24 protein-coding genes and 1 pseudogene are annotated in these 24,332 nt (G+C 69.1%); 16 read left to right on the forward strand and 9 right to left on the reverse strand.

Annotated elements, in window-relative coordinates:
- Positions 1 to 190 precede the first annotated feature (190 nt).
- The 10 genes from C0010_RS12820 (at position 191) to C0010_RS12865 (ending at position 12,300) form a co-directional block, all read left to right on the forward strand.
- Positions 191 to 3,913, forward strand: a complete 3,723-nt coding sequence (locus C0010_RS12820) for a nitrate reductase subunit alpha (RefSeq protein WP_105567546.1) — start codon at positions 191 to 193, stop codon at positions 3,911 to 3,913.
- On the forward strand, positions 3,910 to 5,556 hold the full coding sequence (narH, locus tag C0010_RS12825; RefSeq protein ID WP_105567488.1) for a nitrate reductase subunit beta: 1,647 nt from the start codon (positions 3,910 to 3,912) through the stop codon (positions 5,554 to 5,556). The genes C0010_RS12820 and narH overlap by 4 nt, the downstream gene beginning before the upstream one ends.
- Complete coding sequence (gene narJ / locus C0010_RS12830) at positions 5,553 to 6,251, forward strand: nitrate reductase molybdenum cofactor assembly chaperone (protein ID WP_105567489.1); 699 nt, start codon at positions 5,553 to 5,555, stop codon at positions 6,249 to 6,251. Before narH ends, narJ begins: the two co-directional genes overlap by 4 nt.
- Positions 6,248 to 7,006 (forward strand): respiratory nitrate reductase subunit gamma, encoded by a 759-nt coding sequence (narI, locus tag C0010_RS12835; RefSeq protein ID WP_105567490.1) that lies wholly within the window; start codon positions 6,248 to 6,250, stop codon positions 7,004 to 7,006. Before narJ ends, narI begins: the two co-directional genes overlap by 4 nt.
- Before the next feature lie 168 nt (positions 7,007 to 7,174).
- Complete coding sequence (locus C0010_RS12840; protein WP_105567491.1) at positions 7,175 to 9,319, forward strand: BCCT family transporter; 2,145 nt, start codon at positions 7,175 to 7,177, stop codon at positions 9,317 to 9,319.
- Positions 9,320 to 9,684: 365 nt separating this feature from the next.
- The gene (locus C0010_RS12845; protein ID WP_105567492.1) at positions 9,685 to 10,278 is read left to right on the forward strand and encodes a sulfite oxidase-like oxidoreductase; all 594 of its coding nucleotides are present in this window, start codon (positions 9,685 to 9,687) and stop codon (positions 10,276 to 10,278) included.
- On the forward strand, positions 10,275 to 10,997 hold the full coding sequence (locus tag C0010_RS12850) for a ferredoxin reductase (protein ID WP_105567493.1): 723 nt from the start codon (positions 10,275 to 10,277) through the stop codon (positions 10,995 to 10,997). Before C0010_RS12845 ends, C0010_RS12850 begins: the two co-directional genes overlap by 4 nt.
- Positions 10,997 to 11,263 (forward strand): DUF6510 family protein, encoded by a 267-nt coding sequence (locus C0010_RS12855; RefSeq protein WP_105567494.1) that lies wholly within the window; start codon positions 10,997 to 10,999, stop codon positions 11,261 to 11,263. The genes C0010_RS12850 and C0010_RS12855 overlap by 1 nt, the downstream gene beginning before the upstream one ends.
- The gene (locus C0010_RS12860) at positions 11,260 to 11,559 is read left to right on the forward strand and encodes a hypothetical protein (RefSeq protein WP_105567495.1); all 300 of its coding nucleotides are present in this window, start codon (positions 11,260 to 11,262) and stop codon (positions 11,557 to 11,559) included. Before C0010_RS12855 ends, C0010_RS12860 begins: the two co-directional genes overlap by 4 nt.
- A 9-nt stretch (positions 11,560 to 11,568) precedes the next feature.
- The gene (locus tag C0010_RS12865; protein ID WP_105567496.1) at positions 11,569 to 12,300 is read left to right on the forward strand and encodes a flavodoxin family protein; all 732 of its coding nucleotides are present in this window, start codon (positions 11,569 to 11,571) and stop codon (positions 12,298 to 12,300) included.
- 59 nt (positions 12,301 to 12,359) lie between these two features.
- Here the strand turns inward: C0010_RS12865 and C0010_RS12870 are convergent, their stop codons facing one another.
- The 5 genes from C0010_RS12870 to C0010_RS12890 form a co-directional block, all read right to left on the reverse strand.
- Entirely contained in the window at positions 12,360 to 12,776 is a 417-nt protein-coding gene (locus C0010_RS12870; protein WP_105567497.1) for a cupin domain-containing protein, read from the reverse strand.
- Between the two features lie 10 nt (positions 12,777 to 12,786).
- Positions 12,787 to 13,176, reverse strand: a complete 390-nt coding sequence (locus C0010_RS12875) for a cupin domain-containing protein (RefSeq protein WP_158685511.1) — start codon at positions 13,174 to 13,176, stop codon at positions 12,787 to 12,789.
- A 48-nt stretch (positions 13,177 to 13,224) separates the two neighbouring features.
- Positions 13,225 to 13,545: an antibiotic biosynthesis monooxygenase family protein gene (locus tag C0010_RS12880; protein ID WP_105567499.1), complete on the reverse strand. Its 321-nt coding sequence runs from the start codon at positions 13,543 to 13,545 to the stop codon at positions 13,225 to 13,227.
- Between the two features lie 32 nt (positions 13,546 to 13,577).
- On the reverse strand, positions 13,578 to 13,868 hold the full coding sequence (locus C0010_RS12885) for a DUF1003 domain-containing protein (protein WP_158685512.1): 291 nt from the start codon (positions 13,866 to 13,868) through the stop codon (positions 13,578 to 13,580).
- A gap of 98 nt (positions 13,869 to 13,966) precedes the next feature.
- The gene (locus C0010_RS12890; protein WP_158685513.1) at positions 13,967 to 14,773 is read right to left on the reverse strand and encodes a hypothetical protein; all 807 of its coding nucleotides are present in this window, start codon (positions 14,771 to 14,773) and stop codon (positions 13,967 to 13,969) included.
- Positions 14,774 to 15,187: 414 nt separating this feature from the next.
- Here C0010_RS12890 and C0010_RS12895 point away from each other — a divergent pair.
- The 5 genes and pseudogenes from C0010_RS12895 to C0010_RS12915 all read left to right on the forward strand — a co-directional run bounded on the left by C0010_RS12895 (position 15,188) and on the right by C0010_RS12915 (position 19,733).
- A pseudogene (locus C0010_RS12895) lies at positions 15,188 to 16,381 on the forward strand (IS3 family transposase).
- A gap of 40 nt (positions 16,382 to 16,421) precedes the next feature.
- Complete coding sequence (locus C0010_RS12900) at positions 16,422 to 16,730, forward strand: hypothetical protein (protein ID WP_105567502.1); 309 nt, start codon at positions 16,422 to 16,424, stop codon at positions 16,728 to 16,730.
- Positions 16,731 to 16,979: 249 nt separating this feature from the next.
- Entirely contained in the window at positions 16,980 to 17,132 is a 153-nt protein-coding gene (locus tag C0010_RS15400) for an SH3 domain-containing protein (RefSeq protein ID WP_324999047.1), read from the forward strand.
- 84 nt (positions 17,133 to 17,216) lie between these two features.
- Positions 17,217 to 17,978: a LamB/YcsF family protein gene (locus C0010_RS12910; protein WP_105567547.1), complete on the forward strand. Its 762-nt coding sequence runs from the start codon at positions 17,217 to 17,219 to the stop codon at positions 17,976 to 17,978.
- A gap of 15 nt (positions 17,979 to 17,993) precedes the next feature.
- A complete protein-coding gene (locus C0010_RS12915; RefSeq protein WP_105567504.1) occupies positions 17,994 to 19,733 on the forward strand; it encodes a 5-oxoprolinase subunit B/C family protein in 1,740 nt (579 codons plus the stop codon).
- Between the two features lie 71 nt (positions 19,734 to 19,804).
- Here the strand turns inward: C0010_RS12915 and C0010_RS12920 are convergent, their stop codons facing one another.
- The 3 genes from C0010_RS12920 to C0010_RS12930 form a co-directional block, all read right to left on the reverse strand.
- Positions 19,805 to 20,365 carry a hypothetical protein gene (locus tag C0010_RS12920; protein ID WP_105567505.1) on the reverse strand — a complete coding sequence of 187 codons (561 nt, stop codon included), beginning with the start codon at positions 20,363 to 20,365 and terminating at the stop codon, positions 19,805 to 19,807.
- A 106-nt stretch (positions 20,366 to 20,471) separates the two neighbouring features.
- Complete coding sequence (locus C0010_RS12925; protein ID WP_105567506.1) at positions 20,472 to 21,356, reverse strand: phosphoribosylaminoimidazolesuccinocarboxamide synthase; 885 nt, start codon at positions 21,354 to 21,356, stop codon at positions 20,472 to 20,474.
- Between the two features lie 39 nt (positions 21,357 to 21,395).
- The gene (locus C0010_RS12930) at positions 21,396 to 21,764 is read right to left on the reverse strand and encodes a hypothetical protein (RefSeq protein WP_105567507.1); all 369 of its coding nucleotides are present in this window, start codon (positions 21,762 to 21,764) and stop codon (positions 21,396 to 21,398) included.
- Between the two features lie 70 nt (positions 21,765 to 21,834).
- Here C0010_RS12930 and C0010_RS12935 point away from each other — a divergent pair, with 70 nt between their 5' ends.
- Positions 21,835 to 22,599 carry a sulfite exporter TauE/SafE family protein gene (locus C0010_RS12935; RefSeq protein ID WP_105567508.1) on the forward strand — a complete coding sequence of 255 codons (765 nt, stop codon included), beginning with the start codon at positions 21,835 to 21,837 and terminating at the stop codon, positions 22,597 to 22,599.
- 44 nt (positions 22,600 to 22,643) lie between these two features.
- On the opposite strand, the gene C0010_RS12940 is transcribed toward C0010_RS12935, so the two are convergent.
- Entirely contained in the window at positions 22,644 to 24,245 is a 1,602-nt protein-coding gene (locus tag C0010_RS12940; protein ID WP_105567509.1) for an SLC13 family permease, read from the reverse strand.
- Positions 24,246 to 24,332 lie beyond the last annotated feature (87 nt).

Here is a 24,332-nt window from a genome sequence, read left to right on the forward strand (position 1 = left end):
TCGAGTATCGGGAGCGGGTGAATTGCGTAGTCGAGCTCTCGAATTCAGTGGTGGCCGGGGCACGGAGCAGTAGTTCGCGACGCGGTGTTCAGAACGCGGGGTACGCCGGATAAAACCGGCACACCCCCATTCCCTTCCCCTCAGGAAGTCACCATACTGGGCCGTGTACACCTGGCGGAAGGAACAGATGATGACGGATGGGGTCCGCACCGCTCGCAGGTCGGCAACGGACGGGCCGCTCGCGGATGCGCTCGTCGGAATGGGGCGCTTCCTGCGCCGGGGTGAGACGTCGGAGGACCTGCGCGCCCTCTTCCTCGACGGCGGGCGCGCCGGCGACGTGTTCTACCGCGACCGGTGGTCGCACGACAAGATGGTGCGCTCGACGCACGGCGTCAACTGCACCGGCTCCTGCTCGTGGAAGGTGTACGTCAAGGACGGCATCATCACGTGGGAGACGCAGCAGACCGACTATCCGTCGATCGGCCCGGATTCGCCGGAGTACGAGCCTCGCGGGTGCCCGCGCGGGGCCGCGTTCAGCTGGTACACGTACTCACCGACGCGCGTGCGCTACCCGTACATCCGGAGCGCGCTCGCCGCGCTCTACCGGGAAGCGAAGCGGCAGCACCCCGACCCCGTCGAGGCCTGGGCATCGATCGTCGAGGACCCCGAGAAGGCGGCGGCGTACAAGCGGCAGCGGGGGAAGGGCGGGCTCGTGCGCACGACGTGGGAGGAGGCGCTCGAGATCGCCGCCGCGGCCCACGTGCACACCGTCAAGGCCTACGGCCCGGATCGCGTCGCGGGCTTCTCCCCGATTCCAGCGATGTCGATGGTTTCGCACGGCGCCGGAAGCCGATTCATGAATCTCGTCGGCGGCACAATGCTCTCCTTTTATGACTGGTATGCGGACCTTCCCGTGGCGAGCCCGCAGGTGTTCGGCGACCAGACCGACGTGCCGGAGTCGGCCGATTGGTGGAACGCCGGCTACCTCATCATGTGGGGTTCGAACGTGCCGGTCACCCGCACGCCCGACGCGCATTTCATGGCGGAGGCCCGGTACCGGGGCCAGAAGGTCGTCACGGTCTCGCCCGATTACACCGACAACACGAAGTTCGCCGATGAATGGGTCGCACCGCACCCCGGAACCGATGCGGCGCTGGCGATCTCGATGGGCCACGTCATCCTGACCGAACACTTCGTCAAGGCGCGCACCGAGCGCTTCGAGGAGTACATGCGGCGCTATACCGACTCGCCGTTCCTCGTCGAGCTCGTCGAGCGCGACGGTGCGCTCGTGCCGGGCAAGTTCGTCACGGCGAGCGACCTCTCCGGCGCGCCGGCATCGGCCGCGCATGCGGAGTTCAAGCCCGTGCTGCTCGACCAGACGGGCGCTCCCGTCGTTCCGGGCGGCTCGCTGGGCCACCGGTTCTCGGCGGAGGACAAGGGCAGGTGGAATCTCGACCTCGGCGACGTCGTGCCGCCCCTGTCGATCGCCGAGTCGACCGGATGGGCGGGCGGGGCGGCCGAGGTATCGCTGCCGCGCTTCGACCTCCCGCCGGCGCCGGGGCAGGAGCACGCGGGCGGCTCCGGCTCGATCGCCAGGGGTGTACCGGTGAGCGAGGTGGCGGGCAGGGTCGTCACGACGGTCTTCGACCTGATGCTCGCCCAGTACGGCGTCGCCCGCGACGGCCTGCCGGGCGCGTGGCCGACGGGGTACGACGATGCGTCAGCGCCCGGCACACCGGCCTGGCAGCAGGAGCACACGGGCGTGCCGGCCGAGCAGGCGGCACGCATCGGGCGCGAGTTCGCCGACAACGCCGAGCGCTCGGGCGGGCGCTCGATGATCCTGATGGGCGCGGGCACGAATCACTGGTTCCACTCCGACACGATCTACCGGGCGTTCCTCGCGCTGACGACGATGACCGGCTGTCAGGGCGTCAACGGCGGCGGCTGGGCGCACTACGTCGGCCAGGAGAAGGTGCGCCCCATCACCGGCTACCAGCAGTACGCGGGCGCGGCCGACTGGAACCGACCGCCTCGGCACACGATCGGCACGGCGTTCTGGTACCTCGCGACCGATCAGTGGCGCTACGACGGCCTGCCCGCCGACCAGCTCTCCTCGCCGCTCGGCACGGGGCTGTTCGGCGACCGGACGACCGCCGATTGCCTCGTCGAGTCGGTCAAGCGCGGTTGGATGCCGAGCTACCCGACCTTCGACCGCAACCCGCTCGACCTGGCGGACGAGGCCGAGGAAGCAGGCAAGGATGCGGCGGCGCACATCGTCGACGAGCTGAACGCCGGCTCGCTGAAGTACGCCGTGGAGGACCCGGATGACCCGGCCAACTTCCCGCGCGTCATCACGATCTGGCGCGCGAACATCCTCGGCTCCTCCGGGAAGGGCAACGAGTACTTCCTGAAGCACCTGCTCGGAACGGACGCGTCCATCCGGGCCGAGGAGTCGGGCCCCGGCTCGCGGCCGCGCGACATGGTCTGGCGCGACGAGGCGCCAGAGGGCAAGGTCGACCTGCTGATGACGGCAGACTTCCGCATGACCAGCACGACCCTGTTCAGCGATCTCGTGCTGCCCGCTGCCACCTGGTACGAGAAGCACGACCTGTCGTCGACCGACATGCACCCGTTCATCCATTCGTTCTCGCCGGCGATCGCGCCGCCGTGGCAGACGAAGACCGACTTCGAGATGTTCGGTCAGCTCGCGGACCGCTTCAGCCAGATGGCCGCGAAGCACCTCGGGCGCCGTCGCGACGTCGTCGCGACGGCGCTGCAGCACGACACCCCGGACGCCATGGCCACGCCGCACGGCCGCGTCGGGGACGCCCCGCTCGTGCCGGGCGTGACGATGCCGAAGCTCGCCGTGGTCGAGCGCGACTATCCGAACCTCGCCGCGAGGTGGCGCTCCCTCGGCCCGCTCGCGCAGAAGGCGGGCATGACGACGAAGGGCATCACGTACCGCCCGGACGAGGAGGTCGCGCGGCTGGAGCGGCTCAACGGAACCGTCGCATCCGGGCCGACGGCGGGCGCCGTCCGGCTCGACACCGACCAGCGCGTGTGCGAGCTCATCCTCGCGTTCTCGGGCACGAGCAACGGCCGGCTCGCGGTGCAGGGCTTCCGGCAGCTCGAGGAGCAGACGGGCCAGCGCATCGCTCAGCTCGCCGAAGACCACGAGGGCGCGCACATCTCCTTCGGAGACGTGCAGATCCAACCGCGCAGCGTCATCACGTCGCCCGAATGGTCGGGCTCGGAGCACGGCGGCCGGCGCTACACGGCGTTCGCGATCAACGTCGAGCACCTGAAGCCCTGGCACACGCTCACGGGTCGGCAGCACTTCTACCTCGACCACGACTGGATGGACGAGCTCGGCGAGGCCCTGCCGGTGTATCGGCCGCCGCTCGACATGCACCGCCTGTTCGGCGACGTCGTGCCCGGCACCTCATCCGGTGCCGAGGTCTCCGTGCGCTACCTCACACCGCACTCGAAGTGGTCGATCCACTCGGAGTACCAGGACAACCTCTTCATGCTCTCGCTCTCGCGCGGCGGCCCCACGATCTGGATGAGCCCCGCCGACGCCGAGAAGATCGGCGTGCGCGACAACGACTGGATCGAGTCGTACAACCGCAACGGCGTCGTCGTCGCGCGGGCGAACGTGTCGCACCGGATGCCGGAGGGCACGGTGTACATGTACCACGCCAAGGATCGCACGGTCGACGTGCCGATCGCCGAGACGAGCGGCAAGCGAGGCGGCATCCACAACTCCCTGACCCGCATCCTGCTCAAGCCCAGCCACCTCATCGGCGGGTACGCGCAGCTGTCGTGGGCGTTCAACTACCTCGGACCGACGGGAAACCAGCGAGACGAAGTGACGACGATCCGCCGACGCAGCCAGGAGGTGCAGTACCGATGAAGGTCATGGCGCAGATGTCGATGGTGATGAACCTCGACAAATGCATCGGATGCCACACGTGCTCGGTCACATGCAAGCAGGCGTGGACGAACCGATCCGGTGTCGAGTACGTGTGGTTCAACAACGTCGAGACCCGGCCGGGCGTGGGCTACCCGCGCGGCTACCAGGACCAGGAGAAGTGGGGAGGGGGCTGGGTGCGCGACAAGCGCGGTCGCCTGCGCCTGCGCAGCGGCGGCCGGCTGAAGAAGCTCGCCAGCATCTTTTCGAACCCGACGCTGCCTGGCATCGACGACTACTACGAGCCGTGGACCTACGACTACGACATGCTCGTGAACGCCCCCAGCGGCGAGCACACCCCGGTCGCGCGGCCGAAGAGCCTCGTCACGGGCAAGGACATGAAGATCTCGTGGTCGGCCAACTGGGACGACGACCTCGGCGGCTCGACCGAGACGATGGCCGACGACCCCATCCTCAAGAAGATGAGCGAGGAGGTCTCGGCCGAGTTCGAGAAGGCCTTCATGTTCTACCTGCCGCGCATCTGCGAGCACTGCCTCAACCCGTCGTGCGTCGCGAGCTGCCCGTCCGGCGCCATGTACAAGCGCGCGGAGGACGGCATCGTTCTCGTCGACCAGGACCAGTGCCGCGGCTGGCGCATGTGCGTCTCCGGATGCCCGTACAAGAAGGTCTACTTCAACCACAAGACGGGCAAGGCCGAGAAGTGCACGCTCTGCTACCCGCGCATCGAGGTCGGCCTGCCGACGGTGTGCTCCGAGACGTGCGTCGGCCGCCTGCGCTACCTCGGCCTCGTGCTCTACGACGCCGACCGCGTCGCGGAGGCCGCGTCGGTCGAGGACGAGCACGAACTGCTCGACGCGCAGCGGCAGGTTCTGCTCGACCCGAACGATCCGGATGTCATCGAACAGGCCCGCAGGGACGGCATCCCGGAGGACTGGATCGACGCGGCCCAGCGCAGCCCGATCTGGAAGCTCATCCGGGACTACGAGGTCGCGCTGCCGCTGCACCCCGAGTACCGGACCATGCCGATGGTCTGGTACATCCCGCCGCTCTCGCCCGTCGTCGACGTCGTGACCGGATCCGGCAACGACGGCGAGGACGCGCGCACGCTGTTCGCCGCGATCGACAAGCTGCGCATCCCGATCGGATACCTCGCGGAGCTGTTCACGGCCGGCGACACCGCGCCGGTCGACGGATCGCTGCGCAAGCTCGCCGCGATGCGCTCGTACATGCGCGGCATCAACCTCGACGAGGGGCGCGACGAGTCGATCGCGAACGCCGTCGGCATGACGGGCGCCGAGATCGAGGAGATGTACCGACTCCTCGCGATCGCGAAGTACGAGGAGCGCTACGTGATCCCCTCGGCCCACACGGAACAGGCGCACCAGCTCGAGGAGATGGCGTGCTCGCTCGACACCGACGGCGGGCCGGGCATGGGCGGGCCGTTCGGCGCCGCGAGCGGGCACGCGACGCCCGCGACCGTCGAGACCTTCCATGCGCTCGCTGACCGGCAGTCGGCGGACAGGCCGTCGACGCCGGGCCGCGTCAACCTGCTGAACTGGGACGGCAACGGGTCTCCGGATGGGCTGTTCCCGCCGCCGAGCGAGCACGCGGAGGAGCCGCGATGAGCCCGCTCGCGATCGGTCGCGCGACGCCGCGCCGCAAGCTCCCGCCCGAGATCGCACCGGCGAGGCTCCGCGACGGCGAGCGCCGCACGACCCACATGCTCGCGTCGCTGCTGCTCGACTACCCGGACGCCGAATGGTTCGCCAGGCTCCCGGTCATCCGGTCGCATGCCGCGGAGCTGCCGGAGGCGGTGTCCCGGCCGCTCGTGACATTCATCGACGCGGCTCGCCTCGCGGGGGAGGAGGAATGGCAGCGCCGGTACGTCGCGACGTTCGACATGAAGCGCAAGTGCTCGCTGTACCTCAGCTACTTCGCGACGGGAGACACCCGCAAGCGCGGCACGGCGCTCGTGACGTTCCTCGACGCCTACCGCGCGGCCGGGTGGGAGTTCGACGCCGACGAGCTCCCCGACTACCTGCCGGCGGTGCTCGAGTTCTCGGCCAGGAGCGACTCGCCGATCGCCGGCGCCGTCCTCTCGGCCCACCGCGAGGGGATCGAGGTGCTGCGGGCCGCGCTCGAGGGGCTCTCCAGCCCGTGGGCCGACGCCGTGCGCGCCGTGACGCTCTCGCTTCCGCCGATCGACGAGGCGACCCGCGAGCGCGTGCTCGCCCTCGTGACCGAGGGGCCGCCGACCGAGACGGTCGGACTCAGCTTTCCCGAGGGCCTTGCGCCCTTCGCCGCCAGGGAGGAACGATGACGACCCTCGTGATCATCCTGTGGGTCGCCGTGCCGTACATCACGGCGGCGATCTTCATCGTCGGCCACATCTGGCGCTATCGGTACGACAAGTTCGGGTGGACGACGCGGTCGTCGCAGACGTACGAGAACCGGCTGCTCCGGTGGGGCTCGCCGATGTTCCACCTCGGCATCCTCTTCGTGATCGCCGGCCACGTCGTCGGCCTTCTCATCCCGCGCGAGTGGCTCTACGCCATCGGCATCGACGAGCACACGTACCACATCGGTGCCACGGTGCTCGGTACGGCCGCCGCCATCCTGACGCTCGCGGGCCTGACCATCCTGATCTTCCGCCGCCGCTCGATCGCCGCGGTGTTCCTGGCGACGACGCGGATGGACAAGCTGATGTACGCCGTGCTCGGGGCGGTGCTGCTGTTCGGCACGGCCGCCACCGTCGCACTGCAGGTCTTCGGCGGGGGCTACGGCTACCGGGAGACGATCTCGCCGTGGTTCCGCAGCCTGATCCTGCTCCAGCCGCAGCCCGAGCTGATGGTCGGCGTGCCCATCCTGTTCCAGGCCCACATCCTGTGCGCCTGCGTGCTGTTCGCGCTGTGGCCGTTCACCCGCCTGGTGCACGTGTTCTCGGCGCCGGTCGGCTACCTCTTCCGGCCCTACATCGTGTACCGCTCCCGCGATGACGACCGCGGAAACCGCGGCCCGCGCCGCGGGTGGGACCCGGTGACGACGCCCGACGCGGAGCGACTGCGGCGGCCGTAGTGCCGGACGAAGCGCCGCCGATGCTCGGTTTCCGGAATACTCGCGCCGATGCCGCGTCGCGCGGAATCGGCGGGCCCCTCGTGCGAACGGCAAGCGGGTCTGTAGCGTCGGGAACGATCGGATGCCCGGGGCGCGGCCGCGGGCGGGGCGGGATGGACACGAGAGACCATGACTGAGAAGAACGACAAGACAGGCGACGCTGGCGGCGAGGCCGCCGCTCGTGCCAAGAAACAGCCGATGAAGAATCTCGTGCGCGAGGTGACGCATCCGGCGCTGATACCCGGTATCGGCGTGGAGGACACGCCGCGCACCTTCCCGACGAACTGGGTCGTGCTGGGCGTCGCGGGCCTCGCGGTCGCGGGCGTGATCGCCTGGGGAATCATCGCGCCGGAGACGATCGTGCCCGTCGGCACGGCGATGCTCGGCTTCACGATGGAGAACCTCGGTTGGCTGTTCTCGCTGATCGCGGTCGTCACGCTCGTCTTCATGCTGGTGCTCGGCTACGGCCGCACGGGCGGCGTGCGCCTCGGCGCTGACGAGGAGAAGCCCGAGTTCTCGACGACGGCATGGATTGCGATGCTGTTCTCGGCCGGCATGGGCATCGGCCTGCTGTTCTGGGGCCCGGCCGAGCCGCTCGACTACATGAACAACGTGCCGCCGGGGCTCGGCGGCATCGACGAGGTCACGCTCTCCGACGGCACGGTCGAGCAGGTGCCCTGGGGCGTCCAGGCCGGCACGCGCGAGGCCATGATGGCCTCGCTGGCGCAGTCGACGCTCCACTGGGGCCCGATCCCGTGGGCCTTCTACGCCCTCGTCGGCGGCGCCATCGCCTACGCCGCATACCGCCGTGGGCGCGCGCCGCTGATCTCGGCCATCCTGTATCCGATCTTCAAGGAGAAGACCGACGGGCCGATCGGCTCGATCATCGACATCTTCGCGATCCTCGTCACGCTGTTCGGCACCGCCGTCACGCTGGGCCTCGGAACTCTGCAGGTGTCGGCGGGCATCCAGGAGGTCACGGGCATCGCGGACCTCGGCGAGATCGGGCTGATCCTGATCGTGACGATCCTGACCGGCGCCTTCGTCATCTCTGCCGTCTCTGGCATCAAGCGCGGCATCCGGCTGCTGTCGAACATCAACATGGTGCTCGCCGGCGTCATCGCGCTGATCGTGTTCATCGGCGGCCCGACGCTGTTCCTGCTGAACATCATCCCGTCGACCGTGCCGGAATTCCTCGGCAACATGTTCCAGATGCTCGCGCGCAACCCGGCCCAGGGCGAGGACGCCGCGGCCTTCACGAGCAGCTGGACGAATTACTATTGGGCGTGGTGGATCTCGTGGACGCCCTTCGTCGGCATGTTCATCGCGAAGATCTCGCGCGGCCGCACCCTGCGCGAGTTCGTCACGGTCATCATCATCGTGCCGAGCATCGTCAGCGTGTTCTGGTTCGGCATCATGGGCGGCGCGACGATGTACTTCGACGAGCAGACCGGCGGCGAGCTCTTCGCCGCATACAACGACAGCGGGGCGCAGGCGGTGCTGTACAGCCTGTTCTCGGCGCTGCAGTCGAACCTCGTCGTCTTCGGCACCGAGATCCCGATCGCGTTCATCCTGAACGTCGTCGCGATGTTCTCGATCATCGTGTTCTTCGTGACGTCCGCCGACTCGGCGTCGATCGTGATGGGCTCGATCAGCCAGCGCGGCCGCCCGGAGCCGTCGACGTGGATCACCGTGATGTGGGGCGTTCTGCTCGGCGGCACGGCGCTGGTGCTGCTGCTGGCAGGCGGCACGGACGCGCTCAACGGGCTGCAGTCGATCATGGTGGTCACCGCCGTGCCGTTCGTGATCATCCTGATCGGCGTGCTGTTCTCGTGGGCGAGCGACCTGCGCACCGACCCGTACATGCTGCGCCGCAAGTTCGCCAAGGCCGCGATCGCCCAGGGCGTCAGGAGGGGCATCGAGGAGCACGGCGACGACTTCGTGTTCGATGCGGCGCAGGTCGCGCCGGATGAGGGCGCCGGCGCGAACGTCGACACGGAGGACCCGGAGCTCACCGAGTGGTGGGATACTGCCACCTCTCAGCTCGACATCATCGGTGCGGAGGTCCCGCGGGCCGTCACGGCAACCGACGTCGCGCGCACGCTCGATCCTGGGGTCATCCAGCCGCGCAGCGAGGCGGACCCGCGCCACACGGCATCGGGAGAGGCATCGCTCACGGTCGGCGAGACCCGCGGCGAGACGCGCCGCGCCCGCCGCGAGGGCGGCGCGGCAGAGCCAGAGGGTGACTCGGCCGACGACCAATTCAAGGAGTGACCTCCGCGCGGTAGGGGGCGCCTGACGACGATGACTTGCGCATCGGTCGTGCCGTTGCCCGATGCGTCAGCGCGCCGTCGTTCGGACGGCTGCACATGCTGGCGACGTGAACTACGCAAGCGCGAGCCTCGCACTACGCAAAAGCTGGTGCGTGCCTACGCAAGATGGCGCGATTCGATACGCAATTACGTGGGAGCACCGTCGTCTTCAGGTTCGTTGCTGGTGTGCTTGAGGCAGTGTTCACAGCCCCGCGAACTCGTGGGCTCGGCTGTTTCCGGAACAAGGCCATGCTCTGCGACCCGAAGCGCCACCTGGGGGCTGAGCGATGGTTGCACGATGTATCCCAGTAGTAGTGAGGACACCTGATGGCAGTCATCTCCCGGGGCTTCGGTTCCCATCGCCGCGAGTCCGATCCGGACCTGCCGCCAGGGCAGTATCTGACGGCAGATTTTCCTGTGCTGTCGGCCGGGCCGACGCCGCAGATCGACACAGACGAATGGACGTTCGGCATCCGGAATGAAGTCGGGCATTCGTCGGTATGGACGTGGGAGCAACTGCATTCGCTGCCCGCTGAAGACGTGCACACTGACATCCATTGCGTGACGCGCTGGTCGAAGCTCGGCACGTCGTGGCGCGGAGTCTCCCTCGACACGCTGTTCGCTGAGGTCAATACCTCTGCCGAATTCGCCATGGCGCACTCGTACGGCGGGTATACGACGAACGTCGCGCTGGAGGACCTCCTCGACGGGAATGCGTGGATCGCCTTCGAGTACGAGGGCGAACCCCTCGACCCCGAACACGGTGGCCCCGCGCGCTTGATCGTGCCGCACCTCTACTTCTGGAAGAGCGCGAAATGGATCAAAGGCCTCACACTCATGCATGACGACGAGCCAGGGTTCTGGGAGCAGAACGGCTACAGCATGCACGGCGACCCTTGGGCAGAGGAGCGCTACTGGTGACCGTCGGCGGCTGGCACGCGGCGCGGGTGTCGGATGTCCGGATCCAGACGGCGAAGGCCCGCAGCATCAGGCTCGAGGTGTCGGCCTGGCCGGGCAGCATCGCCGGTCAGCACGTCGACCTGCGCCTCACCGCGGAAGACGGGTACCAGGCGGTGCGCTCGTACTCGCTCGCGTCGTATGGGCCGGGCGAGACGATCGAACTCGCGGTCGATGAGGTCGCCGACGGTGAAGTGTCGCCCTACCTCGTGCGCGAGTTGCGGGTCGGGGACGAACTCGAGGTAAAGGGGCCCCTCGGGCAGTACTTCGTGTGGGAGCCGAGGGCCGCCGCGCCTACGCAATTGATCGCCGGCGGCTCCGGCATCGTTCCTCTGCACGCGATGGTGCGCGCGGCGACCGACGCGGGGCTCGGGGCGTCGATGCGCCTGCTCTACTCGGTGCGCGGCCTGGAGGATGCGATCTTCCGCGACGAGCTTGACGGCGCGCACGCGGGCGGCGTCGACGTGAGTTGGGTTTTCACGCGGAGGGCTCCCGCGGGCTGGGGCGGCCGCACCGGCCGTGTGGACGCGGACGTGCTACGCGAGGCCACGTGGTCGGCCGACCGGCAGCCGGCGGTCTTCGTCTGCGGCCCGACGGGATTCGTCGAGCACGTGTCGAGGCTGCTCGTCGAACTGGGCCACGACCCAGCGCGCGTGCGCACGGAACGATTCGGGGGCAAGTGATGAGTACGGCTGATGGCACGACGACGGTCGACGGGAACGCGATCGCTGGCGCCCTGCTCGACGTGTTCGGCGCCGACATGACCGCACGCCGCGGCGCCTGCGAAGCGTGCGGGCGCGAGGCGGCCTTCGCTTCCACCGTCGTCGAGCTGAATCGGCGCTCGGCGATCGTGCGATGCCCGTTCTGCACCCGTACCCTGTTCACGATCCTGCACCTCGACGCGGAGCCGGCTCTCGTGCTCGGCTCGCTCGGAAGGATCCGGGTGTGATGCGCTGCCGTGCCGTGCGGCTCGTTCTCGCCGCCTGGGGCGGCCTGTTGCTTGTCGTCGTCGGCGTGGTCATGCTGACCGCGGCAGCGGCTGCGGCGATCCACGAAGGGTACGCCGCCGACGCCGAGGGGCGTGGCGGGAATGTGCTGCCTGCGATGGTTCCGATGGCGTTCGGCCTGATCGCGATCGTCGTCGGCTCGATCGCCCAAGCGCGTCGGCATCGGGCCGTTCGCGGCGCCGAATCGGCGCCGCTCGACAAAGGCGTGGGCGCTCATGCCCGCGCGGACAAGGAGTAGCGTTCGACTATGAGTGGAGTGAAGACGCCACCGGCTTCCTACGACGACTTGCGCGCCGTGTTCGTGAATTGCACGCTCAAGCCCAGCCCCGAGACGAGCAACACCCAAGGACTGATGGACCGCAGCATCGCGCTGATGCGCTCGCAGGGCGTGACGGTCGACAGCGTACGCTTCATCGACCACGACGTTGCGACGGGCGTGTACCCGGACATGCGGGAGCACGGCTGGGAGACGGATGCGTGGCCCGACGAGATCTGGCCGCTGATCGAGGCGGCCGACGTCCTCGTGGTCGGCGGCCCGATCTGGCTCGGCGACAACTCGTCGGAGACGCGGAAACTGATTGAGCGCCTGTACGGCATGAGCGGCCTGTTCAACGACCGCGGCCAGTACGTGTACTACGGCAAGGTCGGCGGGGCGATTCTGACGGGCAACGAGGACGGTGTGAAGCACTGCGCGATGTCGCTCCTGTACAGCCTCCAACACATCGGATACACGATCCCGCCAGGCGCAGACGCCGGCTGGATCGGCCCGATCGGGCCGGGCCCGAGCTACCTCGACGAAGGTTCCGGTGGCCCCGAGAGCGACTTCACCAACCGCAATACGACGTTCATGACGTGGAACTTGTTGCACACAGCGCGTCGACTGAAGGATGCCGGTGGGATCCCGGGGTACGGGAACCTGCGTGGGATGTGGAACGAGGGTGAGCGGTTCCAGTACGACGCGAACCCCGAGTACCGCTGAGGTTTCTAGGCGCCAGCGTTCACGATGCTCGCCGCGCTACGCGGCGAGCATCGTGAACCTCAGCGAGCGGTCCCGACCGAACCGTCGTAGCGGGTCGCCGCGGCCGCGTACTCCTCGTCGGTGACGAGGTCGTGCCAGGCGATGTTCTCTTGTTCATACATCGCCAGGTGGCTCATGAACTGGTCGGGAACGGCACCGTGCCAGTGCAGCTCACCTGGCGGCGTGTGCACCGTGTCGCCCGGGCGCATGATGATGACGTTCGTGTGCGTCGCGATGATGCCGGTGCCGGTCGTAACGCGGATCGTCTGCCCGAATGGATGACTGTGCCATGCCGTTCGGGCACAGGGCGCGAAGTGCACGAGCCCCGCCTGAAGGCGTGACGGCGCCTCACCCTGCACGATGGGGTCGTACCAGGCATCGCCGGAGAAGCGAGACGGGGAGCCTGCGATGGTCGGGGGAGTGGGGAGAAGTTCCATACCGGCTCCGTCACCCCTGTGCAGCGTCAGCCGCGGGATCGAGCAAATCGGCGCCGATGATGATCGCGCTTGTGTCGCCGGGATTGCGCCACCAGTGCTCGGCCTTGGGCATTGCGATCGCCGGCGCCGTGTATTCGGTCGCGGTGTCGCTGGACGAGGAGAACTCCAATAGGCGACCCGTCATGATGTAGAGGATCGTGGGGCGATTGGCGTGCGGGTGTGCGGCGATGACGCCGCCCGACTCGACCACCACCTTGCGCATGCGCAGCGTCCGCTCTTCCAGCGGGGCGGTGCCTTCGGGGAGCGCGACGTCTGCAAGGGGGAGGCGCGCGAGCACTTCAATGGTCTCACCAGCGGAGTGGAAGGGCTTGTCGATCGCGCGGTCGTTCTGCTCGGTCATCATTTCACTTTCGGTTTCGGTTGTCATCGGTTACGGGGCAGCAACGGTCTACGGGATCGTGACATGCGGGTTCGGGTGCTGCTGCAGGATGCGAAGCGCTTCGCACACGGTGATCGTGTACTCGACGAAGAACGACTCTCGGCCGCGGGACATCGCCTTGCGGTGGATCGGGTTCGCGATCCACCGATTGTGTGCTTCCAAGTCCTCGAACTCGACAACCGTGCACGACTCGCCGTCGTCGGCCTGGAACCGCTTGAATGAGATGAATCCGGGAACCTCTGGCGCCGCCGCCACGACGTCCTTGCCGATGTCGCCGTACTCGGAGACGAATGCCGGATCGGTCCGCTGACGGAAAACTGTGACGATCATTTGCTGTCCTTTCGTTGAGTGTGGAGAGGCTGTTACTGGCTCGTGCGCTGATCGCCCTCGAGGATCTGCTCGCTGACGAGCGCCGCCGAGAGGATGGTCCGGGCGCGTGCACGGTCCTGTGCGGCTTCGACTCGCTGTGTCAGGAGCAGCACGGGCCCGTAGAGCGCCGCGAGCAGGGAGAGCCCGGCGCTCAGCCCGCTGATCATCACCATGGGGAACGGTGACAGCGGAAGGATGGCGATGTTCAGGATGATCCACGTGAGCGCGCCCGTCAGCACGATCGCCACGAACCGCCAGTTCGCGATCGCGCGTGCGACCCGCATCGCAGCGCGTTCGCCGAAACGCGAGCCCTCAGTGGGCTGGTCGGACACCGGAGCACGGCAGAAGGGGCACAAGCCGTGCGCTTGACGATCGGGCATGCTCATGAATTGACCGTTCTTTCCATCTGAGCGGGAATGGATGTGCTTCCCTGCGGGAGCGATCGCGATACCTCGAAGACCGCTGCGACGCCGGCGCACAGAAACGCTAGCGATCCGATCCCATACCCGAGGGCCGTCAGCCAACGCGTCGCCGCCAGAGCTTCGTCCGGGTCCACGAGGCCGGGAACGGCGGAGAGCAGGAAGATCACGCTTCCCGCGAGGTTGAGGTTCGCGATACGGGATCCGAGATCGTGTGCGGGCCGGGCCTCCGCCGCATACAGCCACCCGGACCAGGCGAAGCCGATGCCGCCGAGGAAGCTCGGCACCCACACGAGGAACAACGCGGTTGACCCGCTGACGTCGGCCGAAGCTGCGATCGTGGAGATCTGGAACACGCCGGCAGCCGAGACGAGCTGCACTGTTGCGGCAAGGGCAGCTGTGGTCCGGAACCGTTGCTGTCGTGCGCCAGACAGTTCCTTGGCAGCCCCGTTGGCTTCGAGCACGGCATATACCGCGCCGAGCGAGAAGAGAAGGGAACCTACGAGATTCAGTGCGTCAGCCCCCGGGCGCCTGGAGAGAGCGATCGGGGCGGCCACGACGAAACACGCGGCGCCGATCGCAAAGAGCACCCCGACAGCGCGAGCGTAGAATCGCTGTTTCGTTGCGGTTGGCCCACGGGCGGAGGACCGTGCTTTTCGGTGCCAGCGTGCGTTCCACTGCAGAACGTTCTTCCCGTCGTTGACGGATGCGATGTGCACGACGCGTCCGGCAACGGTCTGCACCCAGAGTTGCGCAGTGCTAGTCGTCATGAGAACGTCCGGTCGTCATGCATGATCCCGTCAGTGAAGCGTGTCCAGTCCTCGGTGAAGCGTGTCCAGTTCTGTGCGGCACCTCGTGTTCACCGAACCACCGGGCGATGGGACGACGCCGCCGAAAGTTGGAGATGCAGTAGTACTGGCCGGGAGATTAAGTGGTCCGGCGGGCCGTACTAGGTAATTGCGAGGTTGTGTCCGCGGCAGTGCTGATCATCATCGGCCTGCTCCGCCTATGGCAAGTCATCGTCACAGTCCCGAGAGCTCCAAGGTGCGAATCGTCGACACGGATCGTGCCCCGGCGCTGAGGCAACGGGGCACGATCCGTGCGGTTTGTGCCGAGGGTCTGCTGTAGGAACGGGTGACATCTGAGGTGGCTAGCCGTTGGGGCTGGCCTGGAAGGATGTCGTCATGCCCAAACCGTTTCCCAAGGAGTTCCGCGATGACGTCGTGCGTGTGGCTCAGAACCGTGATCCGGAGGTCACTCTCGCGGAGATCGCGAAGGACTTCGGTGTCCATGTCGGAACGCTCGACAAGTGGATGCGGCAGGCTCGCATCGAAGACGGCGAACAGTCGGGTGTGACGGTGTCGGAGTCCGGTGAGCTGCGAGAGTTGCGGAAGCGGAACCGGCTGTTGGAGCAGGAGAACGAGGTATTGCGTCGCGCCGCGGCGTATCTGTCTCAGGCGAACCTGCCGGGAAAATGATCTACCCGCTCGTTTCCGAGCTCGCTGCAGACAGGATCCCTGTCGTGGTGTCGTGCCGGGTACTGAAGCTCGCTCGCCAGCCCTACTACCGGTGGTTGAAGAAACCCGATCAGCAGGCGTGAACTCGACGAGGCGTATCGGGCGAACGCCCTGTTCGATGCGCACCGGGACGACCCGGAGTTCGGGCATCGCCTCCTCGCCGATGAGGCCCGTGAGGCGGGCGAGGCGATGAGTGATCGGACGGCGTGGCGGATCACGTCAGCGAACGGCTGGTGGAGCGTGTTCGGGAAGAAGCGCGGCAAGAACGGTAAGCGGTCCGGTCCCGCCGTTCATGATGATCTCTGCGTCGTGGTCGGTGACGACGGACGCGAAAGTCATCGGTTCATCGCAGAGGGTCCGAACGTGCTGTGGCTCACGGACATCACCGAGCACGCCACTGCCGAGGGCAAGCTCTATCTCTGCGCGGTCAAGGACGCATTCTCCGGTCGGATCGTCGGCTACTCGATCGACTCGAGGATGAAAGCTTCGCTCGCGGTTCGGGCCGTCAGGAACGCCGCTCGGATGCGCGGGGACGTGGCCGGATGCATCGTGCATTCGGATCGTGGATCGCAATTTCGAAGCCGGAAACTGCGCCGCGAACTCTCCCGTCACGGCCTCGTCGGATCGATGGGCAGAGTCGCCTCCTGCGGCGACAACGCGGCCATGGAATCGTTCTTCAGCCTGCTGCAGAAGAACGTCCTCGACCGGCGATCCTGGGCCACACGCGTACAGCTGCGTATCGCGATCGTGACCTGGATCGAGCGGACCTACCACCGTCGGCGTCGACAGGTCCGGCTCGGCCGTTTGACGCCGGTCGAGTTCGAGACCATCATGAACCAGAACCTGGCCCTCGCGGCCTAACAAGAACTGTCACCTGTTCCCACAGCAGACCCGAGGAACGATGACCGACATCAACAAGGTGCTCGAGGAGGCGTCGGCTGACGCCGAGCAGAACCGCGGCGAGCCGCCGCGCACGGTGCGCGCACAGCGCCGTGCGGGCGCGGGCAGCCCCGCGGTGCTCTCGGTGCGGCTGACACAGGAGCAGTTGCAGCAGCTGTCCGATCGCGCGGCGCGCGCGGGGAAGCCGACGTCCGCTCTTGCCAGGGACATCCTGCTCGCGGCCCTCGGCGAGAGCGACGACGATCAGCTGAGCGCGAAGATCGAACAGGTGCTGCGGCGCACCCTCTCCCCCGACGTGCTCGCGGCCTGACGCCCGGTTGCGGCGTTTCTCCCATAGGCGGCGAGGGGTGGCGCTGATGGGAGGATTGGTGCTGTGCGATACGTATTGACTGCTGAACATGAGATTCCAGGGCGCGCCCCGTTGACGATCAGGCCCGGCGACGTCGTTCAGGTCGGAGATCGGGACACCGAGTGGCCCGCTTTCGTGTTCGTGACAGCATCCCTAGGGACGGGGTGGGTGCCCGCGCGCCACATAGATATCGACGGCTCCAACGGCACCGTGCGCGTCGCATACGACACGACCGAGCTGCCGGCCGTTGCGGGCGAGAGCGTCGATGTCATTGAGGACGATCCCGAGAGCGGCTGGTCCTGGTGTCGGAACTCCGATGGCCGTGAGGGAAGGATCCCTCACCGCGTGCTTACTGGTGCGTGACCGATCATCATACGCGTAGCCAGGTCCGGACAGCGTAGAGAGGAGCAGCTGCCGCGCGGCGCGTCGCGCCGGTAGCGTGTGGGGATGGCCACGATCGACCTGAACGCCGATATGGGCGAGAGCTTCGGGCGCTGGCGCCTCGGCGACGACGAAGCGATGCTCGACATCGTCACGAGCGCCAACGTCGCGTGCGGGTTTCACGCGGGTGACCCGCTGACGCTCCTCGACACGACGAGGGCCGCCGCGGAGCGCGGCGTGGTCGTCGGCGCGCAGCCGGGGTACCGCGACCTCGCCGGTTTCGGGCGCCGTGCCCTCGGAGCGACGGGCCGCGAGGTGTACGGCGACGTGCTCTACCAGCTCGGCGCCCTGGCGGGCATCGCGCGGGCGGCGGGCACGCGCATCCGGTTCGTGAAGCCCCACGGCGCGCTGTACAACACCGTGGCGAGCGACGACGAGCACGCGCCCGCCGTGATCGACGCGATCGGCGACTTCGACCCCGAGCTCGTGGTCGTCGGGCTCGCGCGCTCGCGCTTCGTGCAGCGCGCGGAGGCCGCGGGCCTGCGCGTCGCGGGCGAGGCCTTCGCCGACCGCGCATATGCACCGGACGGCACGCTCGTCGGCCGCCGCGAACCCGGTGCCGTGCTCACCGACCCGAGCGAGATCGCCGACCGGATGCTCCGCCTCGTCACCGAGCGCGAGATCGTCGCCGTCGACGGGCGCATCGTGATGTGCGAGGCCGACTCGATCTGCGTGCACGGCGATACCCCGGGCGCCGTCGAGATGGCCCGCGCCGTGCGCGCGACGGTCGAGGGCGCGGGTATCGAGGTGCGGCCCTTTGCGGGGTAAGGGCTGGGGTGCGCGGTGAGGTTCCTGCCATGCGGCGACGATGCGCTCCTGGTCGACCTGGCCGACGCCGACGAGGCGATCGCGCTGGCGCGCTCGCTCGCGGCGCGGCCGGTGCCGGGCGTCGTCGACGCCGTGCCCGGCGCCCGCACCGTGCTGCTGCAGTTGGCCCGCACGGCCGATCGGGACAGCGTGCGGCGCGACGTCGCGGCGCGCGAAGGGGAGCGAGGCGCCTCGGATGAGGACGAAGCGGTCGAGATCGGGGTCGTCTACGACGGTGAAGACCTCGCGGAGGTCGCCGACCTCACGGGCCTGACGCCCGCCCAGGTCATCGAGCGCCACGCGGCCGCCGAGTACGCGGTCGCCTTCACGGGCTTCGCGCCTGGCTTCGCCTACCTGTCCGGGCTCGACCCTGCGCTGCACGTGCCGAGGCGGAGCACCCCGCGCACGCGCATCCCGGCGGGCTCGGTGGCGATCGCCGGGGAGTTCGCAGGCGTGTACCCGAGTGACAGCCCCGGCGGCTGGCGCCTGCTCGGCCGCGCGCTCGACCAGATGTGGAGCCTCGACCGAGACCCGCCCGCGCTCCTCCGGCCGGGCATGCGGGTGCGGTTCGTGCCCGTTGCGGCGGAGGGAGCAGCGCGGCCCGGCACGAGCTCCGGGCATGCGGCCGACTCCGTGCGCGCCGCCGCGCGCATCGATGCCGAGCCGAACGCCCCGGAAGCAGGCGGTGCGGGGCGCCCGATCGGTGCATACGAAGACGCCTCGGCATCAGGTGCAACGGGAGGCAGATCAGCGCACTCGCTCACGTCGCGGAATCAGCTCGCCGCAGCTGACGCTCTCGTTCGCGAACTCAGGCCGGCGCTCGAAGTCCTCGCCGTGGGCCCGCACGCCCTCCTCGAAGACCTCGGGCGGCCCGGGAAGGCCGAGCTCGGCGTCTCGCCGTCGGGCGCAATGGATCGCACGGCGCTGCGCCGGGCGAACGCGTTCGTCGGCGGCGACCCCGGCTGCCCGACGATCGAGACGGCGCTCGGCGGGCTGCGCCTGCGCGCACGAGGCCATGTGACGCTCGCCGTCACGGGGGCGCCCGTGCCGCTCACGATCATCCGGAGCGTGCCCGACGGCGAGGCGCAGCCCGCCGTGCAGGAGCGCCCGGCACCGTTCGACGCGCCGTTCGCGCTCGCCGCGGGGGAGGAGGTCATCGTCGGGGCGCCGGAGCGCGGCGTGTACTCGTACGTCGCCGCGCGCGGTGGCTTCGACGCCGAGCCCGTGCTGGGCAGCGCATCGCGCGACGTGCTCGCCGGGCTGGGCCCCGCGCCGTTCGTGCCGGGCGCCGTGCTGCCGATCGGATCGCGCATCGCGGGTGCCGTCGAGCCGTGGGCGGGCCACCCGGATCCTCTCCCGGCGCCGGGAGAGACGCTCTGGCTCGACGTCGTTCCCGGGCCCCGCGACGACTGGTTCACCCCGGAATCGCTCGAACTGCTCGCCGACCAGGACTGGCTCGTCTCGCCGCGGTCGAACCGCGCGGGGCTGCGGCTCGAGGGTGAGCGCCCGCTCGAGCGCGCGGGCGGCGGCGAGCTGCCCAGCGAGGGCACCGTCACGGGCGCGCTGCAGGTACCGCCCGACGGGCAGCCGATCCTGTTCGCGGCCGATCGTCCGCTGACGGGCGGCTACCCGGTGGTCGGCGTCGTGGCCCGCGCCCACCTGTCACGAGCCGCCCAGGCCCCGCCGGGCACGCGCATCCGGTTCCGGATGATGTGACGCGGGGCGCACCGCATATCGAAGCGCGTCTCGCGAAGGCAGCGGTCGATCGCTCGGGCGCCTCCCCGCGCTCAGATGATCGTCGCGCTGCCCGTGTAGCCGCTGCCGGGCCCGGAGCCGAGGCCGAGCGAGTCGGCGAGGCGTGAGTGCCCGCCTTCGCGGTCGAGGCGGCGTTCGATGCGCCGCACGCTCGCTGCGGTCGGGAACGCGTACACGGCGTGCAGGACGAGGGAGATCGCACCGCCGATGAGGTAGGGGATCGCGGACGGCTCGTCGGCGATGAAGACCGCGGCGATGCCGACGAGCGTGGGCAGCTCGGCCGCCGCGAGGCGGACGAAGAGCGTGGACTGGAAGGCGGCGAATGCCGTCGACGCCGCCTGGTCCGCCGGCGTCGTGGGCGGGAGTGCGGGCACGTGGTGCCCCATCGTCAGCATCAGGACGAGGCCGAGGGCGCCGCCCGCAGCCGGGAGCGCCAGGCCGATGGCGCCCGGGCCGGTGAACCACTGCTCTGACGGAACGATGAGCGCGACGACGACGCCGAGGAGCACCACCATGCCGGCGAACGAGCCGGCGATCATCCGGACGGTCGTGAGTCTGGGGTCGCCGCCGTTGGCCCGTCCGGTGCTCGTCATGACCCTGAGTCTGCCGTGGCGCCGCGGTCCGCGGCAAGCGGAAGAGGTGCCCATCGGGCGTCTCGTCGCCCGTCTGCGGCGGGGAGGCCGGTCGGCCGGGCAGGGCTCAGGCCGCGGTCATCTTCTCCAACAGCTCGCGGTAGCGCGCGACCGTGCGCTCGACGATCTCGGCGGGCAGCACGGGCGGGGTGCCCTGCTTGTCCCAGTTCGCCGCGAGCCAGTTGCGGACGATCTGTTTGTCGAAGCTCGCCATCCGCTCCTTCGGCGTCGTGCCGTTCTCCCACGCCTGAAGGTCCCAGTAGCGCGACGAGTCGCTCGTGAGCACCTCGTCGGCGAGGCGCATCACCCCGCCCTCGTCGACGCCGAACTCGAACTTCGTGTCGGCGAGGATCAGCCCTCGCGCCTCGGCGGCCGAGGCCGCGCGGCGGTAGATCGCGAGCGACTGGTCGCGCAGCTCGCGCGCCCGCTCCTCACCGATGAGCTCGACCGTGCGCTCGTACGAGATGTTCTCGTCATGCTCGCCGAGGGGCGCCTTGTACGCCGGCGTGTAGATCGGCTCGGGCAGGCGGTCGCCGTCGTTCAGCCCCGCCGGCAGCGCGATGCCGCAGACGGTGCCGTGCTCGGAGTACTCGAGCCAGCCCGAACCCGTCAGGTACCCGCGCACGACCGCCTCGATCGGCAGCATCTCGAGCCTGCGCACGACCATGGCGCGCCCCGCGGCCTCGGCGGGCGGCTCCTCGCCCGTGAGGTGGTTGGGCACGGCTGGCCCGCCGTCGGCACCGGCGAGCTGGTCGAACCACCACATGCTCAGCTCCGTGAGCAGCGCGCCCTTGCCCGTGATCGGCGGCTCCAGCGCGAAGTCGAACGCGCTGACGCGGTCCGACGCGACCACGAGCATCCGGTCGTCGGTGCCCTCCGCCGGTCGGTACAGGTTGCGCACCTTGCCCGAGTAGAAGTGCGTCCAGCCGGGGATCTGCGGGGCATCGCTCATGCCCCCATTATCCAGGCTCGCCGGGGAGACCGACGCTGGTCAGGCGTGCACGAACCGGATGAGCGCGAAACGGTCGGCCTTCACCGTCGCGAACCGGAACGCGTGCGCGAACTGCACCGCGCCATCCGGTCGCCGCCACACGCCCCAGGTCGCGCCCTCCCTGCCGTGGGACAGGGCGGCCTCGACGGCGCCGCCCACCAGCTCTCCCCGGATGTCGCGGAGCCGGTCGGAGACGTCGCCGCCGGTGACCGCGTCGAGGGAGCCGTGCACGGCGATCTCGAGCCGCGTGTCGTCGGAGAGCATCGCCGCGACGTCGCCCCATGCGCCGAGGGCGAGCGCTCGCTCCCACTGTGCGAGGCGCAGGTTCTTGGGGGAATTTCCGCAGTCTTCGACGCCCGTGAACTCCATGCGGCGAGGGTACGCCCGCCGCCGAGCGGGCGCCAGGCGAGGCGCCCGCGGTCGGCCTAGACTGCGTCGAATGGGGACCGGATGGGATCTCGCGATCATCGTTGCCGCCGTGCTGGTCGGCACGATGCTGCAGCGGCTCTCGGGCACGGGCGTCGGGCTCGTCGTTGCGCCCGTTCTGTCGCTGCTGTTCGGGCCCGCGCTCGGCGTGCTGGTCACGAACATGACGACGGTCGTCTCGGGCTTCATCATCATGCTGAGCGTGCTGGCCGCCGTCGACTGGCGCCGTTACCTGCTGATCGCACCTGCGGCCGTCGTCGGCGCCGTCCCCGGCGCGTGGGTCGTCTCGCGCCTCCCGGCGGGGTGGCTGTCGATCCTGCTCGGCGCCATCGTGCTCGCGGCCCTGCTCGTCACCGTGACGCTGCGGCGCCTGCCGGAGTGGCGGAGCGGTTCCGCGGCCGTGCTGGCGGGTGCGATCGGGGGCTTCTTCAACACGACATCCGGCGTCGCGGCTCCCGTCATGGTCATCTACTCGCGGCTGTCGCGCTGGCAGCAGGCGGGCTTCGCCGCGACGATGCAGCCCGTGTTCATGACGATGGGCGCCGTGTCGGTGCTCAGCAAGCTCCTCTTCGGGTCCGTTGACACCGACGGTGGCATCGGCCTGTCGCTCGGATGGATGTTCCTAGCCATCGTCGTCACGGTCGCGCTGGGCGTGCTGGTAGCGGCGCGCCTGGCCCGGCGCGTGCCCGCGGCGCGGGCCCGGCGTCTCGCGATGCTCCTGGCGGCCCTCGGCGGCGCGGCCGCGATCGTGCGCGGCATCATCGACGTCACGGTGTAGGGCTTGTGCGGCGGCGCTCTCCGGTGCGCCGCCGCACGGCAGGTTCAGTAGGCGATGCCGAACACCCACGCCGCGAGCGTGAGCGTGACGGTCGAGACCAGCACGATGCCGATGACGTTCAGCCAGACGCCGCCCTTGATCATCTGTCCGATCGTGACGTAGCCGCTGCCGAACACGACGGCGTTCGGCGGGGTCGCGACCGGCAGCATGAACGCGCAGGTGGCGGCGAGCGCCACCGGGATCGTCAGCAGCAGCGGGTCCTGGCCGATGCCGACGGCGACGCCTCCGACGAGCGGCACGAAGGTCGCCGCGGTCGCGGTGTTGGACGTGATCTCCGTCAGGAAGATCACCGCCGTCGCCAGGATGACGACGATCAGGATGACCGGGAGCGTGCCGAGCTGAGCGGACACCTCGCCGATCCACGTCGTCAGGCCCGAGCTCGAGAACTGCCCTGCCAGGGCGAGGCCGCCGCCGAACAGGAGCAGGACGCCCCACGGCAGCTTGACCGCCGACTCCCAGTCGAGGAGGCGCACGCCCCTGGCGGCGCCCGCGGGAAGGATGAAGAGCAGCACGCCGGCGACGAGCGCGATCCCGGCGTCGGAGATCGGTGCGGGGTCGAACAGGGTCGGGACCAGGATCCAGCTCAGCGCCGCGAGGGCGAAGATGACCAGCACGAGCTTCTCGCCGGTCGACGTCGGGCCGAGCTTCGCGAGCTCCGCCCGAATCATGGCGCGGCCGCCGGGGATCCGCGCGACCTCCGGCTTGAACAGAACCTTCGCGATCAGGAACCAGGCGGCGACCATCATCACGAGCGCGAGCGGCACACCGACGAGCATCCAGCGGCCGAAGCCGAGGTCGATGCCGAACTCCTGCTCGAGGTACCCGTTGAGGAAGGCGTTCGGCGGCGTGCCGATCAGCGTGCCGAGCGAACCGATCGACGCCGAGTACGCGATCGCGAGCATCAGCGCGGCGCCGAACTTCGTCTGCACGACGGCCGCGAGACCGCCGCCCTTCTCGATCACGCCGTCGCGCTCCATCGCCTCCGTGACGAGGGTGAGCACCGAAAGCCCGATCGGCAGCATCAGCACGGCGGTGGCGGTGTTCGAGATCCACATCGACAGGAAGCCCGTCGCGATCATGAACCCGCCGATGAGCGCCTGCGTCCGGTCGCCCATGGCGGCCAGCACCAGGAGCGCGATGCGCCGGTGCAGGTTCCACCGCTGCATCGCCAGGGCGATCATGAACCCGCCCATGAACAGGAAGATCGTGTCTGCGCCGTAGCTCGCGCCGACGGACGAGACCGTGACGGGCGCTTCCTCCGTGCCGTCGGCGAGGATCGGGAAGGCGACGAGCGGGACGAGCGCCGTCACGGGGATCGGGATCGCCTCCGTCATCCACCACACGGCCATCAGGCCGGCGATCGCTGCGGTCAGGCGCGCGTCGTGCGGAACATCCTGCGGCATGGCGAGCCACAGCGCGGCGGCGAGGACGAAGCCTCCGATGAAGCCGAGCCACCGCGTCGTATTGGTGCGCGACGTGAAGCCCTCGGCCCGTTCGCCGGGGGAGGTCAGGTCTATCTCAGTGGCGGCGGTGGGCAGCGGGGAGTTGAGCGAAGCGTGTTCGCCGGCCCGGCGTGCTGCGGACATAGGGGGCTCCTTGCGCGTCGGTGCGGCCCACCCCTCTGTGCGCCGCACATGAGATCGAGTTGCTTCGGGAACTGTATCCCCGGGCGC

It is taken from the genome of Microbacterium halophytorum, from assembly GCF_002970975.1.
GTDB lineage: Bacteria > Actinomycetota > Actinomycetes > Actinomycetales > Microbacteriaceae > Microbacterium > Microbacterium halophytorum.